The organism is Streptomyces sp. NPDC059853, from assembly GCF_042731495.1.
Lineage (GTDB): Bacteria > Actinomycetota > Actinomycetes > Streptomycetales > Streptomycetaceae > Streptomyces.
The window spans coordinates 1-13,795 of sequence record NZ_JBHWJL010000125.1; the positions used below are offsets into that span (position 1 = coordinate 1).

At 73.4% G+C, this 13,795-nt stretch carries 14 protein-coding genes and 2 pseudogenes; 6 read left to right on the plus strand and 10 right to left on the minus strand.

Annotated features, from left to right (window positions below):
* Positions 1 to 27: 27 nt before the first annotated feature.
* From ACFV5N_RS15370 to ACFV5N_RS15385, 4 genes and pseudogenes are all read right to left on the minus strand, one after another.
* Positions 28 to 1,166: pseudogene (locus ACFV5N_RS15370) on the minus strand (methyltransferase).
* Between the two features lie 176 nt (positions 1,167 to 1,342).
* The gene (locus ACFV5N_RS15375) at positions 1,343 to 1,984 is read right to left on the minus strand and encodes a PH domain-containing protein (protein ID WP_385599180.1); all 642 of its coding nucleotides are present in this window, start codon (positions 1,982 to 1,984) and stop codon (positions 1,343 to 1,345) included.
* Positions 1,985 to 2,005: 21 nt separating this feature from the next.
* Positions 2,006 to 2,938 carry a hypothetical protein gene (locus ACFV5N_RS15380; RefSeq protein WP_385599183.1) on the minus strand — a complete coding sequence of 311 codons (933 nt, stop codon included), beginning with the start codon at positions 2,936 to 2,938 and terminating at the stop codon, positions 2,006 to 2,008.
* Positions 2,939 to 2,989: 51 nt separating this feature from the next.
* Positions 2,990 to 3,499, minus strand: a complete 510-nt coding sequence (locus tag ACFV5N_RS15385) for a SigE family RNA polymerase sigma factor (protein WP_385599186.1) — start codon at positions 3,497 to 3,499, stop codon at positions 2,990 to 2,992.
* Between the two features lie 129 nt (positions 3,500 to 3,628).
* On the opposite strand from ACFV5N_RS15385, the gene deoC reads away from it, so the two are divergent.
* Genes deoC through ACFV5N_RS15410 form a run of 5 tightly spaced genes read left to right on the plus strand, consistent with a single transcriptional unit; the run spans position 3,629 to position 7,922 of the window.
* Complete coding sequence (gene deoC / locus ACFV5N_RS15390; RefSeq protein ID WP_385599217.1) at positions 3,629 to 4,582, plus strand: deoxyribose-phosphate aldolase; 954 nt, start codon at positions 3,629 to 3,631, stop codon at positions 4,580 to 4,582.
* A 28-nt stretch (positions 4,583 to 4,610) separates the two neighbouring features.
* The gene (locus ACFV5N_RS15395) at positions 4,611 to 6,047 is read left to right on the plus strand and encodes an aldehyde dehydrogenase family protein (protein WP_385599188.1); all 1,437 of its coding nucleotides are present in this window, start codon (positions 4,611 to 4,613) and stop codon (positions 6,045 to 6,047) included.
* Positions 6,040 to 6,921: an aldehyde dehydrogenase family protein gene (locus ACFV5N_RS15400; protein ID WP_385599191.1), complete on the plus strand. Its 882-nt coding sequence runs from the start codon at positions 6,040 to 6,042 to the stop codon at positions 6,919 to 6,921. The genes ACFV5N_RS15395 and ACFV5N_RS15400 overlap by 8 nt, the downstream gene beginning before the upstream one ends.
* A 29-nt stretch (positions 6,922 to 6,950) precedes the next feature.
* Positions 6,951 to 7,619 carry a uridine kinase gene (locus tag ACFV5N_RS15405; protein WP_385599194.1) on the plus strand — a complete coding sequence of 223 codons (669 nt, stop codon included), beginning with the start codon at positions 6,951 to 6,953 and terminating at the stop codon, positions 7,617 to 7,619.
* A gap of 39 nt (positions 7,620 to 7,658) precedes the next feature.
* Entirely contained in the window at positions 7,659 to 7,922 is a 264-nt protein-coding gene (locus ACFV5N_RS15410; RefSeq protein ID WP_385599197.1) for a type II toxin-antitoxin system Phd/YefM family antitoxin, read from the plus strand.
* Between the two features lie 107 nt (positions 7,923 to 8,029).
* On the opposite strand, the gene urtC is transcribed toward ACFV5N_RS15410, so the two are convergent.
* From urtC to ACFV5N_RS15430, 4 genes are all read right to left on the minus strand, one after another.
* Positions 8,030 to 9,253: an urea ABC transporter permease subunit UrtC gene (gene urtC / locus ACFV5N_RS15415; RefSeq protein WP_385599200.1), complete on the minus strand. Its 1,224-nt coding sequence runs from the start codon at positions 9,251 to 9,253 to the stop codon at positions 8,030 to 8,032.
* Positions 9,250 to 10,146, minus strand: a complete 897-nt coding sequence (gene urtB / locus ACFV5N_RS15420; RefSeq protein WP_385599203.1) for an urea ABC transporter permease subunit UrtB — start codon at positions 10,144 to 10,146, stop codon at positions 9,250 to 9,252. Before urtB ends, urtC begins: the two co-directional genes overlap by 4 nt.
* The gene (gene urtA / locus ACFV5N_RS15425) at positions 10,146 to 11,396 is read right to left on the minus strand and encodes an urea ABC transporter substrate-binding protein (RefSeq protein WP_385599206.1); all 1,251 of its coding nucleotides are present in this window, start codon (positions 11,394 to 11,396) and stop codon (positions 10,146 to 10,148) included. Before urtA ends, urtB begins: the two co-directional genes overlap by 1 nt.
* Positions 11,397 to 11,559: 163 nt before the next feature.
* Complete coding sequence (locus tag ACFV5N_RS15430; protein ID WP_385599209.1) at positions 11,560 to 12,654, minus strand: substrate-binding domain-containing protein; 1,095 nt, start codon at positions 12,652 to 12,654, stop codon at positions 11,560 to 11,562.
* 55 nt (positions 12,655 to 12,709) lie between these two features.
* On the opposite strand from ACFV5N_RS15430, the gene ACFV5N_RS15435 reads away from it, so the two are divergent.
* Positions 12,710 to 13,168 (plus strand): MarR family winged helix-turn-helix transcriptional regulator, encoded by a 459-nt coding sequence (locus ACFV5N_RS15435; protein WP_385599211.1) that lies wholly within the window; start codon positions 12,710 to 12,712, stop codon positions 13,166 to 13,168.
* A 33-nt stretch (positions 13,169 to 13,201) separates the two neighbouring features.
* On the opposite strand, the gene ACFV5N_RS15440 is transcribed toward ACFV5N_RS15435, so the two are convergent.
* Positions 13,202 to 13,510, minus strand: coding sequence for a DUF6191 domain-containing protein (locus ACFV5N_RS15440; RefSeq protein ID WP_385599214.1), 309 nt, complete (start codon positions 13,508 to 13,510; stop codon positions 13,202 to 13,204).
* Positions 13,501 to 13,795 (minus strand): annotated as a pseudogene (locus ACFV5N_RS15445) (DUF2330 domain-containing protein); the annotation flags it as partial. The pseudogene ACFV5N_RS15445 and the gene ACFV5N_RS15440, both read right to left, overlap by 10 nt.

A 13,795-nucleotide genomic window follows, 5' to 3' on the forward strand; every position in this document is an offset into this window, starting at 1 on the left:
CCCGCGCCCCCCCCCCCCCCCCGCCGGCTAGGAGCGCGGCACCAGCCGCCACAGTGAGGTGATCTCGCCTGCCCGCGCCGCGTGCAGCGGGTCGGATCGGTCACGGCCCGGGGATGACCCGGCACCGTGTCCAGCCGGGCCACCACCCGCAGCCCGGCCGCCCCGATCGCGGCGGGCAGCGCGTCGCGGCCGCGCAGCCCCAACCGCTCCGCCAGGTCGGAGAGGATCAGCCACGCCTCACCGCCCGGCGCCAGATGCCCGCGCACCCCGGTCAGGAAGCCCCGCAGCATGGCGCTGTCCTCGTCGTACACCCCCAGTTCCACCTCGGAGGCCGGCAGGCCGGGCAGCCACGGCGGGTTGCAGACGATCAGCCCGGCCCGGCCCGGCGGGTACAGCTCCGGGCCCCGCACCGTGATCCGGTCGGCGAGCCCCAGCCGGCGCGCGGTGTCCCGGGCGCAGGCCAGGGCCCGCCGGCTGCGGTCGGTGGCCACCACCCGGGCCACGCCGCGCCGCGCCAGCAGGGCGGCCAGGACACCGGTGCCGGTGCCCAGGTCGAAGGCCGTGACCGCCCCGGCGGGCAGCGGCGCCCGCGCCACCAGGCGCAGATACTCGCCGCGGACCGGCGAGAACACCCCGTAGTGCGGATGGATCCTGGCCCCCAGCTCCGGCACCGGGACGCCCTTGCGGCGCCACTCGTGCGCGCTGAGCACACCCAGCAGTTCCGGGAGCGAGACCAGCCAGGGGGCGGCGGAGGGATGCGGGCCGTAGGCCTCGGTGCAGGCGGTACGGACCTCGGGTGCCCGGCGCAGATCCAGCGAGCGCCCGTCGGGGAGCAGCACCAGAACGCGCCCCAGCAGCCGGGCGCGGTGGGCCCTGGCGCGCCGGTGTGCGGCGAAGGTGGTGGCCGGTGGTGCGGACGCGTCGATGCGGCGGGCCAGTTCGCGCAGCGTCCGCCGGGCGCCGGGGAAGTCGCCGCGCCACAGCAGCGCGGTGCCCCGCCGGGTCAGCCGGTGGACGGTGGCGGCGTCGGTGGTGTCGTCCGCCGTCACGACGCGGCGCGGCGGCGGGGTGCCGTTCTCGGAGTGCCATTGGGCGCTGCGGAGGACGGTGGTGGGGCGGGCGGGATGGCCATGCCCGCGGTGATCGGTCCAGTGGAGCGTGGACACGCTGAAGGGACTCCTCGTGGTCGAACGTGCGCTGGTCAGCACAGAGAGCACTGCGACGAGGAGGGGGAAGGAGTGCTGGGCTACCGCCCCCGCGCCGGAGTGCGGGGGTGCCTGTCGCCCAGGACCATGCCCATGACCACGACCATCGTTCGTTTTCCTCCGGTTCGGCCGGCCGGTCAGCCGGTGATCCACAGGACGAGGAGCGCCACCGCGCCCACCGCCGCCGGGATGATGATCTCGTAGGACCAGCGCACGCTGACCTCGCCCTGCGCGCCGGGGGCGTCCGCGTGGCGCTCGGCCAGCTCGCGGAGTTCGCCCACGGCCACGTCGGACGGGGCGGTGCGCGGCTGACCCGCGTCCTGGCCGATCCGGTCCCTGGTGGAGCCGAGGCCGAACAGGCCGCCGCGCGGCGTCTCGCCCGCGGCGAGGCGCTCGTTGTGCCGAGTCGCCTTGCCGCGGGCACGCAGCGAGACCGGGATGGCCCACAGCTGGTACGTGGCGCCACCGGCCCTCAGCTCGCACGAGTAGGCCGCCTTCACGCTCTCCACCGTGGCCCAGGGGGCCACGATGGTGCGGAACGGGTTGCGCACTCGCAGCCGCTCGTCCCCGGCGAAGACCGCCGGGCGGAAGGTGAACGCGGTGACCAGCGGCACCGCCAGCAGCAGCGCGGCGGCGGCGGTGACCGGGGTCCTGCCCTCGCCGCGCAGCATGGCGTCACCGCCCAGCCAGGCGGCCAGGCCGATCAGCAGCACACCGGCCGCGAGCGCCGAGCCGGAGCGGTAGACGCGGTCCGCGTACTTCGGGGGCTCACTCGTCATGCCCCGATTCTGCCGGATGGCTCAGAAACGGGGGTCGTCGGTACGGGAGTCGTAGATCAGCTCGCCCGCCGCGTCGTACCCCAGCAGCAGCGGAGCGGCGTCCGGGACCTGCCCGGCGATGCCGCCGGCCACGAAGTATCCAGCGTCGACGACGGCTTCCTCCGTGCCGCCCGCGTACTCCACGGTGACCCGGGCGACCTCCGGGGCGACGGCTCCGTAGTGGGCCCAGCGGAACGGCGGGGTCCACTCCTCGACGTACCAGTGACGTCCGGCGCTGCTGTCGGGGACGATCGGGGGCTGCCCCGGCTCGACGGTGGCCCGGGGCGCGCCCTGGACGCTGACGGTGCCCTCACCCGGCCGGAAGCCGCAGGTCAGCTGGAGGGCCGGGGAGGCCGCCGGGTCGGCGGTCACCGCGAGGACCTGGCGGCGGGGCGCGGGGCCGCGGTTCTCGTCGCCCTCGCCCTCCCAGGCGAGCAGGATCTGGAAATCGGCCGCGTCCAGTGCGGGGCGGGCCGGGTCGATGGCCGGGTCGGGTTCGCTCTCCGGGCCCACGCACGACAGCAGCGCCTCGGCGGCCTGCTCGTAGGTGATGCCGTCCAGCAGTTGCCGTGCGGGGTCGGCGGGGGGCAGCGGAAGGGCGGTGTCCTCTCCGGCGCCGGGCTCCGGGGCGCCGTCCGTTGTCTCCGGCGCGGGCGGCGCGGCCGGTGGGGCGGCCGTCTCGTTCCGGCCGCCGTCTCCGGTGGCGCCGCCGGTCTGGGCGGCGATCAGGACACCGGGCAGCGCGACCAGCGCGGCCAGGCCGGTGCCGAGCGCGACCCGGGTCCGCCGCCGTGCGGCGCGGCCGTCGCGGGTGATCCTCTCGACCGGCGGCGGGGACGGGGTGATCAGGTCGGCCCGCTCGCTGAGCAGGGCGCGCAGCTCGCGCTCGGCCCGGCTGTCGTCCTCGGGTGTCATGTCTCTCTCGCTTTCATGTTCAGGTCTCTCCGGGTCACGGGCACGGGCCGGTCAGGGCAGCGCGGCCACCGGGCCGTGGGCCAGCAGCCGCCGGAGTTTCACCAACGCCTTGGCCGACTGGCTCTTGACCGTCCCGGTGGAGCAGCCGAGCGCCGCCGCCACCTCGGTGGCCGACAGGTCCTCCCAGTAGCGCAGGACCACCACGGCTCGCTGGCGTCTGGGCAGCTTCAGCAGCGCGGCGTGGAGCCGCATCCGCTCGTCGGTCCTGGCCATGTCGTCCGGACCGGGGCGCAGGTCCGGCGGCCGGTCCGTCAGCTGTTCCGCGACGCGCCGTTTGCGGAACCGGTCGTGGTGGCAGCTCACCAGGACCCGGCGCACGTAGGCGTCCGGGTGGTCGCTGGAGCGCACCCGGCGCCAGGAGCGGTACACCTTGGTCAGCGCGTTCTGCGCGACGTCCTCGGCCAGATGCGCGTCCCCCGTCAGCAGGTACGCGGTGCGCACCAGCCCGGGCCAGCGGCTGCGTACGAACGCCTGGAACTCTTCCTCGTCGTCGGGCTTCATGTCCGGAAGCACCCCCTCGCCCTCCCGACCACCACGTCGAGCGGTTCGGTTGCCCGGCGGGCCGAAGGAATGCGGGGGGATGTGGGGGTGGCCTCCCACTACGCGCGTAGATATGCTCGTCTGGTGAGCATGCCACCCACCGCACCCCCAGCCGCTCTCGCGGACGTCACCGCCTCCGACGCGGCCCTGCGCCGTTACCTCCACGGCCTGCCCGGCGTCGACGCCGTCGGCCTCGACGCCCGCGCGGCCACCCTCGGCACCCGTTCGATCAAGACCACCGCCAAGGCGGAGGCCATCGACCTGGCGATCTCGATGATCGACCTGACCACCCTGGAGGGCGCGGACACCCCCGGGAAGGTGCGCTCGCTGTGCGCCAAGGGCGTGCGGCCGGAACCGGGCGACCCCGGCGTGCCTCATGTCGCCGCCATCTGTGTGTACCCGGACATGGTGGCAACCGCCAAGGAGGCGCTGGCCGGCAGCCCGGTCGCGGTCGCCTCCGTCGCCACCGCCTTCCCGGCCGGCCGCGCGGCCCGTCCCGTCAAGCTCGCGGACACCCGGGACGCGGTGGCCGCCGGCGCGGACGAGGTCGACATGGTCATCGACAGGGGCGCGTTCCTCTCCGGCCGCTACCTGCAGGTTTTCGAGGAGATCGCCGCCGTGCGGGAGGCGGCGGGGCCGGCCCACCTCAAGGTCATCCTGGAGAACGGCGAATTGTCGACGTACGACAACATCCGCCGCGCCTCCTGGCTGGCGATGCTCGCCGGGGCGGACTTCATCAAGACCTCGACGGGGAAGGTATCCGTCAACGCGACGCTCCCCAACACCCTCCTGATGCTGGAGGCGGTGCGCGACTTCCGCGCCGCCACCGGCCGGCAGGTCGGGGTCAAGCCGGCCGGCGGCATCCGCACCACCAAGGACGCCATCAAGTACCTGGTCCTGGTCAACGAGACGGCCGGTGCCGACTGGCTCTCCCCGGACTGGTTCCGGCTGGGCGCCTCCAGCCTGCTGAACGACCTGCTGATGCAGCGCCAGAAGCTGGCCACCGGCCGCTACAGCGGCCCCGACTACGTGACCGTCGACTGACCGAGGACGCTAAGGACACCACGAACTGATGAGCATCTTCGCGTACGCACCGGCGCCCGAGTCGCGCGCCGTCGTCGACATCGCCCCCTCCTACGGCCTGTTCATCGACGGCGAGTTCCGGCCCGCCGCCGAGGACAAGGTCTTCCCCACCCACTCCCCCGCCACCGAGGAGCAGCTCTCCGAGGTCGCCCACGCCGGGGCGGCGGACGTGGACGCGGCCGTCCGGGCCGCCCGTGCCGCCTTCGGCCCCTGGTCGGCCCTGCCGGGTTCCGGGCGCGCCACGTACCTGTTCCGCATCGCGCGCATCCTCCAGGAGCGCTCGCGGGAGCTGGCCGTCCTCGAATCGCTCGACAACGGCAAGCCCATCCGTGAGTCGCGCGACGTCGATCTGCCGCTGGCCGCCGCGCACTTCTTCTACTACGCGGGCTGGGCCGACAAGCTCGCCCACGCCGGTTTCGGCCCCGACCCGCGCCCGCTGGGCGTGGCCGGGCAGGTCATCCCGTGGAACTTCCCGCTGCTGATGCTCGCCTGGAAGGTCGCCCCCGCGCTGGCCACCGGCAACACGGTGGTCCTCAAGCCGGCCGAGACGACCCCGCTGTCGGCGCTGTTCTTCGCCGATGTCTGCCGCCAGGCCCAGCTGCCGCCCGGCGTCGTCAACATCCTCACCGGTGACGGCTCCACCGGCGCCGAACTGGTGGCGCACCCCGGCATCGACAAGGTGGCGTTCACCGGCTCGACGGAGGTCGGCCGGTCCATCGCCCGTACGGTGGCCGGCACCCGCAAGCGGCTCACCCTCGAACTGGGCGGCAAAGCGGCCAACATCGTCTTCGACGACGCGCCGATCGACCAGGCCGTCGAGGGGATAGTCAACGGGATCTTCTTCAACCAGGGCCATGTGTGCTGCGCCGGGTCCCGGCTGCTGGTCCAGGAGTCGGTGCGCGACGAGCTGCTGGAGGCCCTGAAGCGGCGGATGGAGACGCTGCGCGTCGGCGACCCGCTGGACAAGAACACCGACATCGGCGCCATCAACTCCGCCGAGCAGCTGGCCCGGATCCAGGAGCTGGCCGCCGCGGGCGAGGCCGAGGGCGCCGAGCGCTGGTCCCCGGCCGGCTGCGAACTGCCCGGCCAGGGGTACTGGTTCGCACCGACCCTGTTCACGGGCGTGGCCCAGTCGCACCGCATCGCCCGGGAGGAGATCTTCGGCCCGGTGCTGTCGGTGCTGACCTTCCGCACCCCGGAGGAAGCGGTCGCCAAGGCCAACAACACCGCGTACGGGCTCTCCGCCGGGATCTGGACGGAGAAGGGTTCGCGGATCCTGTGGATGGCCGACAAGCTGCGCGCGGGCGTGGTGTGGGCCAACACGTTCAACAAGTTCGATCCCTCGTCGCCGTTCGGCGGTTACAAGGAGTCCGGCTTCGGGCGCGAGGGCGGCCGGCACGGTCTGGAGGCGTACCTCGATGTCTGAGAAGTCCGGAGCGCGGCTGAGCGTGTTCAAGACCTACAAGCTGTTCGTCGGGGGCAGGTTCCCCCGCTCCGAGAGCGGACGGGTGTACCAGGTGACCGACTCCCAGGGCGGCTGGCTGGCCAACGCCCCGCTGTCCTCCCGCAAGGACGCCCGCGACGCGGTGGTCGCGGCCCGCAAGGCGTTCCCCGGCTGGTCGGGGGCGACGGCGTACAACCGGGGCCAGGTGCTGTACCGGGTCGCCGAGATGCTCACCGGGCGGCGCGAGCAGTTCGCGGACGAGGTGGCCGCCGCCGAGGGGCTGGGCCGGGAGGCGGCGCTGGCGGCGGTGGACGCGGCCGTGGAGCGCTGGGTGTGGTACGCGGGCTGGTCCGACAAGATCGCCCAGGTCGCGGGCGGCGCCAACCCGGTGGCGGGCCCGTTCTTCAACCTCTCGGTGCCCGAGCCGACCGGCGTGGTGGCGGTGCTGGCACCGCAGGACTCCTCGCTGCTCGGCCTGGTCTCGGTGCTGGCGCCGGTCGTGGTGAGCGGCAACACGGCGGTGGTGGTGACGAGCGAGCGGGCGCCGCTGCCCGCGCTCTCGCTGGCCGAGGTGCTGGCCACCTCCGACGTCCCCGGCGGGGTGGTCAACATCCTGTCCGGGAAGACCGCCGAGCTGGCCGCGCCGCTGGCCGCGCACCAGGACGTCAACGCGATCGACCTGACCGGGGCCGCCGGTGACGCCGCGCTGGCCACCGAGCTGGAGACGGCGGCGGCCGGCAACCTCAAGCGGGTACGGCGTCCGGCCGCCGCCGAGGACTGGTCGGCCGACCCGGGCACCGGGCGGCTGCTGTCCTTCGTGGAGACCAAAACCGTCTGGCACCCCATCGGTATCTGAACGGCGCGCATACGGGACAATGGGGTCCCGTGACCGTTACGCCGCAGACGCCGCCGATACCCCCCACGTCGCAGGCGGAACCCGAGCCCGGCCCCCGGGCCCGGGTCATCCTGCTGACCGGGCCCTCCGGTTCCGGGAAGTCCCGGCTCGCCGCGCGCACCGGGCTGCCGGTGCTGCGCCTCGACGACTTCTACAAGGAAGGCACGGACCCGACCCTGCCGCCGCTGCCGGACGGGTCGGGCACCGACTGGGACGACCCGGCGTCGTGGAACGCGGAGGCGGCGCTGGCCGCCGTCCGCCGGCTGTGCGGCGAGGGCGCGGCGCCGGTCCCGGTGTACGACATCTCCACCAGCGCGATCACCGGTGCCACCCGGCTGGAGCTGGGCGGGGCGCCGCTGTTCGTGGCGGAGGGCATCTTCGCCGCCGAGATCAGCGCCGCCTGCCGGCGCGAGGGCCTGGCGGCGGACACCCTGTGCCTGCGCAACCGGCCGCTGACCACCTTCCGGCGCCGGCTGGTGCGCGATGTGCGGGAGTCGCGCAAGTCGCTGGCGTTCCTGCTGCGGCGCGGCTGGAAACTCCTGCGCGCCGAGGGCCGGATCGTGGCCCGCCACGAGGCGCTGGGCGCGCACGCCTGCGGCCGGGACGAGGCGCGGGCGCGCATCGCGCGGCTGTCAGCGACTGCGGTCGCCCACGAGTGACCGAGGCAATGCTCAGCGTCATTGTGCACACTTCTGGACGTGAGTGACACCTATGCGATGACGGAAGCCCGCGCGAAGTGCGGCACGCTCATCCGCCGGGCCGCGCATTCTCACGAGCGCATCGTCATCACCGGCCACGGCCACCCCGCCGCCGTACTGATCAATCCCCAGGATCCGGCAGACCTGGAAGACGCGCCGGCCGTGGCCGGATACCGCGGGCGGGCAGCTGAAGGGACCCTGGAGCTCATCCCCCACGAAGAGGTGCGGCGCCGTCTCGGCCTCGACGAAGATGGCCGTCGGTGACCTATCGCATGGAATGCGATACCCCGGCTGTCAACGCGGCGGCGAGGAAGCTTCCCCTACGGTTCGGAGGACGTGCGGCGCATTCATGTCGGCCGATACCGAGTGCTCTACGACGTTCGCGGGACGACCATCACCATCGGGGTGCTCACCCTGGGCCGCGTGCCCTGAGCGCTCGCAGACTTCAGCGGGGTCCGGCGCCCCCCAGGCACCGGACCCCGCTCTTTCCCCCGTGGGGGGGCCGGGGGGGGGGGGGCCCCTCCCGCCGGGGGGGGCCGGGGGGCCGCAGGGGGGGGGGTGGCGCGGGTACGGCGGCCAAGGTGGTGGCGCAGGGAGGCGAGCCCGCCGGGCAGGAAGGCGATGACGGCGATGAACAGGCCGGCCTGGAAGTAGGTCCAGGCGGCCGGGAACTCCTCGGAGAGGGTGGTCTGGGCCCAGGCCACCGCGATCGCGCCGAGCGCGGCCCCCGCCAGTGAGGCGCGGCCGCCGATGGCGGCGCCGATGACGAACTGGATGGAGGGCACGATGCCGATCAGAGCCGGGGAGATGATGCCGACGGCCGGGACGAACAGGGCCCCGGCGAGACCGGCCATGCCCGCCGAGACGGTGTAGGCCGCGAGCTTGACGAGGGCCGGGTCGTAGCCGAGGAACCGTACCCGTTCCTCGGAGTCGCGGACGGCGACGAGCAGTTCGCCGTACCGGGAGTGGAACAGCTGCCGGGTGAGCACCAGGACGGCGAACAGCGCGGCGGCGATGATGAAGTACACCATCCGCTTGTTGAGCGGGTCGGCGAGGGCGAAGCCGAAGAAGCCCTGGAAATTGGTGAGTCCGTTGGTGCCGCCGGTGGTGGCCTGCTGGCCGATGAGGAGGAGAGCGAAGGCGGCGGCCAGGGCCTGGCTGAGAATGGCGAAGTAGGCGCCGCGCACCCGGCGGCGGAAGACGAGGAAGCCGATGAGGGCGGCCGGCGTCATGGGCAGGACCAGGACGGCGGCGAGGGTGAACACCGGGGAGCGGAAGGGCTCCCACCACCAGGGAAGTTCGCCGCCTGTGCCGTACAGCAGCATGAAGTCGGGAAGGCCGTCCGGGCCGGCGTCGGCGAGCTTGAGGTGCATGGCCATGGCGTAGCCGCCGAGGCCGAAGAACAGCCCCTGGCCGAGGGTGAGCATGCCGCCCCGGCCCCAGGCGAGGGCGATGCCGACGGCGACGATGGCGAAGCAGAGGTAGCGGGCCAGCAGGGAGAGCCGGAAGTCGCTGAGGACGGCCGGGGCGACGGCGAACAGTGCCACGGCGGTGACGGCGAAGCCGGTCAGTGTCAGGAGGCGGGATCGGGTCATGCCAGGCTCCGGGTGCGTACGGTGGAGATGCCCTGCGGGCGCCACTGGAGGAAGGCGACGATGGCGATCAGCACCGTGACCTTGGCGAGGGAGACGGTGGTGGAGTACTCGACGAGCGCCTGGAGCACTCCGAGGGCGAAGGCGGCGACGACGGCGCCCCTGAGCCGGCCGATGCCGCCGACCACGACGACCAGGAAGGCGTCGATGATGATGTTGGTGCCCATGGTGGGGCCGATGGGGCCGACGAGGGTGAGGGCGACGCCCGCGACGCCGGCCAGGCCCGAGCCGATGAAGAAGGTCGTGCGGTCGACGCGGGCGGTGGCGATGCCGGACGCCTCGGCGAGTTCGCGGTGCTGGACGACGGCGCGGATGCGGCGGCCGAGCGGGGTGAGCCGCAGGGTGAGGGTGAGGGCCACGACGGCGGCGACGGCCAGGGTGAGGATGAACAGCCGGGCGTGGGAGAGGGTGACCGGGTGCTCGCCGCCGAACAGGGTGATCCGGCCGGTGAGCCAGCCGGGGGTGCTGGTCTGGACGTTGGGGGCGCCGAAGATGTCCCGGGCGAGTTGCTGGAGCAGCAGCGAGACGCCCCAGGTGACCAGCAGGGTGTCCAGCGGGCGGGCGTACAGCCGCCGGATCAGGGTGCGTTCCAGGGCGATGCCGAGGATTCCGGCGACCGCGAAGGCGGCCGGGAGGGCGAGCAGCAGGGAGGTGCCGGCGTCGCTGAGGTGCTGCTGGAGGACGTAGGTGGTGTAGGCGCCGGACATGATGAACTCCCCGTGCGCCATGTTGATCACCCCCATCTGCCCGAAGGTGAGGGAGAGTCCGAGGGCGATCAGCAGCAGGACGGCGCCGATGCTGACGCCGGTGAAGGACTGGCCGATGAGAACGGTCATCAGGACAGGCCCTCGGCCCAGCCGTAGCCGGTGAGGTACGGGTCGGGCTCGATCGGTTCGCCGGAGGTCCAGATCTCGGAGATGGTGCCGTCGGGTTCGATCCGGCCGATGCGGTTGGTCTTGTACAGGTGCTGGGTCTCGCCGTGGACGGTGACGGTGCCCTCGGGGGCGTCGAAGGTGATGCCGTCGGCGGCGGCGCGGACGTCGGCGACCTCGAAGGAGCCGGCCTTCTCCACCATCTCCTTCCACAGGTACACCGAGGTGTAGGCGGCCTCCATCGGGTCGGAGGTGGGCTTGTCGGCGCCGTAGGCGGCCTGGTAGGCGGCGACGAAGTCCTCGTTGGCCGGGGAGTCGGTGGTCTGGTAGTAGTTCCAGGACGTCAGCTGGCCGGTGAGGTACTGGGTGCCGATGCCCTTCACCTCCTCCTCCGCGATGGAGACGGAGAGGACGGGCATGGTGTCGGCGGTGAGCCCGGCGGCGTCGTACTCCTTGAAGAAGGAGACGTTGCTGTCGCCGTTGAGGGTGTTGAAGACGGCGTCGGCACCGGCCGCCTCGACCTTGTTGGCGATGGTGGCGAACTCGGTGGAGCCGAGCGGGGCGTAGTCCTCGCCGACGATCTCGATGCCGTGGGCCTGTGCGTAGGCGCCGATGATCCGGTTGGCGGTGCGCGGGAAGACGTAGTCGCTGCCGACCAGGTAGAGCGAGGTGACGCCCTGTTCGCGCAGGTAGTCCAGGGCGGGCACGATCTGCTGGTTGGTGGTGGCCCCGGTGTAGAAGATGTTGGGTGACTGTTCGAGGCCCTCGTACTGGACCGGGTAGAAGAGCAGCGAGCCGTGCTGTTCGAAGACCGGGAGGACGGCCTTGCGGCTCGCGGAGGTCCAGCAGCCGAAGACGGCGGCGACCTGGTCCTGCTGGATGAGTTTGCCGGCCTTCTCGGCGAAGGTGGGCCAGTCGGAGGCGCCATCCTCGCCGATGGGCTCGATGCGCTTGCCGAGGACACCGCCGTCCGCGTTGATCTCCTCGATGGCGAGCATGAGGGCGTCGCGCACCGTCACCTCGCTGATGGCCATGGTGCCGGAGAGCGAGTTGAGCAGACCGACCTTGATCGTGTCGCCGGAGGTGTCGATGGTCGCGGCGGCCGGGCCGTCCCCGTTCTCCTCCCCGGTGCGGGCGCCGCAGCCGCTGAGTGCGGCGGCGGTGGCCAGGGCCAGCAGGCATGAGGCCAGGCGGTATCCCCGGGCTATCGGCATCGCGGTTCCTCCTCGGCCCCGGGTGGGGGCCTGCACGGTCTCGGAGTTGCCGCCGGGCCGCGCTGCCCGGCGAGGGCATGCCACAGCTTCGGAGGGGGCTGTTTCACCGGAATGTCACCGCCATTAATACTTCCGTCCGGAAGCATCACGGGGCCCGGGCCGGTCAGCCGCTCCAGGCGTCCAGATCGGCGGTGACCCGGAAGTCGAGACCGTCCGCCTCCGCGAGGTAGATCCGCTGCCGTACATGACGGCCCGTCAGCCGCAGTACGCCCCGGGCGCCCTCGTAGCTGACCTCGTCGACGGTGCCCTCGATGGCCGGGACGGCCCAGGAGCCGGCCCGGGCGATCAGCGCGGCCAGCAGCAGGACGCCCTCGTAGCAGGACTCCCCCAGGCTGCTCGGCGCGGGGGCCGCGGGGCCGAAGCGGGCCGCGTACCGGCCGTGGAAGTCCAGGGTGTCGGCGGTGGCCAGGGCCCCGAAGAAGCCGGCGGTGGCCGACAGCCCCCGGGTGCCGGCCACCCCGGAGGCGAGCAGCATGTTCTCGTCCATCAGGGTGGACAGCCGCAGCGCGCGCTGGTCCAGGGCGGCGGCGCCGAAGGCCCGGTTGAAGCGCACCGCGTCGCTGCCCACCAGCAGCATGAGGACGGCGTCGGCCCCGGTGTGCTCGATGCGGCGCAGCGTGGCGGCGAAGTCCTCGGTACCGAGCGGGAGGTAGCTCTCGCCGCAGATCCGGGTGCCGCTCTCCCGGGCGTAGCGGCGGGCGGCGCGGGCGGTGCGGCGGGGCCAGACGTAGTCGTTGCCGACGACGTACCAGCGGCGTACCCGGCGCTCGGCGGCCAGCAGCCGCATGGCGGGGCGGAGCTGGCCGCCGGGGGTCTCGCTGGTGAGGTAGACGCCGGTGGTGTTCTCGCCGCCCTCGTACAGGGCGGTGTAGACGTACGGCACCCGGTGGGCGATCCGCGGGGCGAGGGCCTGGCGTACCGAGGAGATGTGCCAGCCGGTGACGCCCTGCACGGCGCCCGCGTCCACCAGGGCGCCCACCTCGGCGGCGACCCGGGCGGGTGGCGCCCCGCCGTCCACGGTGATCAGCCGCAGGGCGCGGCCCATGACGCCGCCTGCCGTGTTGATCTCCTCGGCGGCGAGTTCGGCGCACAGTTCGCAGCCGGGCCCGAAGATGCCGGCCGGCCCCTGGCGCGGCACGACGAGGGCGACGCCGAGGGTGTCGGTGGCGGCGGGGGCGAGAGGTTCCCGGTACGTCACCCGGCCATCATGACGCCGTTTGTAGGATGGTCGTTCCCGCGGCCCGAGGAGCGAGATGTCCGTTGACGATCTGGCCACGCTGCTCACCCGTGCCGAACGGCTCGCGGCGCGCCGGCTGCGTGCCGCGCTGGAGGGCACCGGCTGCACGGTGGACGCCTGGCGGGTGCTGTCGCTGCTGGCCGACGGCGAGGGCCACGGCATGACGGCGATCGCGGAGCGGGTGCTGCTGCCACCGCCGACGCTGACCCGGCTGGTCGACCAACTGGTGGACGACGGCTGGGTGCACCGGCGGGTGGACCCGCTGGACCGCCGCCGGGTGCTGGCGGCGCTGACCCCGCGCGGAGCGGAGCACTGGCGGCGGCTGCGCGACCGGGTGGCCGACGGCTTCCCGGGGCTGCCGGGCGGCGCGGACGAGGAGTTGCTGGCCGCTCTGCTGGGCCGGCTGATCGACCGGCTGGAGACACCGCGGAGCCCGGACGGCGCGCCGTCCGCCCGGCTCGGCGCGGGTTCCTGAGCGGCGGCGCTGCCCCGGGGGGCGGGCGGGGCGTCAGCCGGGCAGCCGGATGCGGGCGGTGCCGGCGGTGAGGTCGACCTCGCTGCCGCGCGGGGCGCCGTCGCCCGCCTCGTCACGGAGCAGCGCGGTGGTCTGCCGCTGGGACAGCTCGTGCTCCTTGCCGGGCAGCAGCGAGACGTGCAGCATCTCGAAGCCGGTCGCCGAGACCCGGCCGGTGCGCTCGCCGGAGCGCCACGGCAGCAGCCCGGCGCGTCCGGCCCGCAGCAGCAGCTGGTCGGCGCAGGCCAGCGCGGTCAGGGTGATCACCAGACCGGGCAGCGTCATGAACAGGATCAGCTCCACACCGGCTCCTTCCGCCGCCGCCATCCTCGCACGGCCCACACGACGGGGACCAGGGCCAGCAGCGCCACGGCGCCGGTGGTGAGCTGCCAGGCGGGGACGCCGAACCAGTGCAGCAGCCGGTCGGTGGAGTGGACGGTACGGAACTCGGTGTCCTCGGCGGTGCGGCGCAGCAGGTGGTCGCCGTCGATCAGGGCGGGCCGGGGGAACTCCTGCTCGACGACGGTGAGGAAGGTGTCCTCGCCCGCCAGGTCGCGCAGCGGACCGGGCTCGGGGGCCAGCCGGCCG

Bases quoted from the DNA above. Each gene is read 5' to 3' on its own strand.
- ACFV5N_RS15375 (WP_385599180.1), bottom strand. From the start codon at position 1,984: ATGACGAGTGAGCCCCCGAAGTACGCGGACCGCGTCTACCGCTCCGGC.
- urtA (WP_385599206.1), bottom strand. From the start codon at position 11,396: ATGCCGATAGCCCGGGGATACCGCCTGGCCTCATGCCTGCTGGCCCTG.
- ACFV5N_RS15400 (WP_385599191.1), top strand. From the start codon at position 6,040: ATGTCTGAGAAGTCCGGAGCGCGGCTGAGCGTGTTCAAGACCTACAAG.
- ACFV5N_RS15380 (WP_385599183.1), bottom strand. From the start codon at position 2,938: ATGACACCCGAGGACGACAGCCGGGCCGAGCGCGAGCTGCGCGCCCTG.
- urtC (WP_385599200.1), bottom strand. From the start codon at position 9,253: ATGACCCGATCCCGCCTCCTGACACTGACCGGCTTCGCCGTCACCGCC.
- ACFV5N_RS15435 (WP_385599211.1), top strand. From the start codon at position 12,710: ATGTCCGTTGACGATCTGGCCACGCTGCTCACCCGTGCCGAACGGCTC.
- ACFV5N_RS15385 (WP_385599186.1), bottom strand. From the start codon at position 3,499: ATGAAGCCCGACGACGAGGAAGAGTTCCAGGCGTTCGTACGCAGCCGC.
- ACFV5N_RS15395 (WP_385599188.1), top strand. From the start codon at position 4,611: ATGAGCATCTTCGCGTACGCACCGGCGCCCGAGTCGCGCGCCGTCGTC.
- deoC (WP_385599217.1), top strand. From the start codon at position 3,629: ATGCCACCCACCGCACCCCCAGCCGCTCTCGCGGACGTCACCGCCTCC.
- urtB (WP_385599203.1), bottom strand. From the start codon at position 10,146: ATGACCGTTCTCATCGGCCAGTCCTTCACCGGCGTCAGCATCGGCGCC.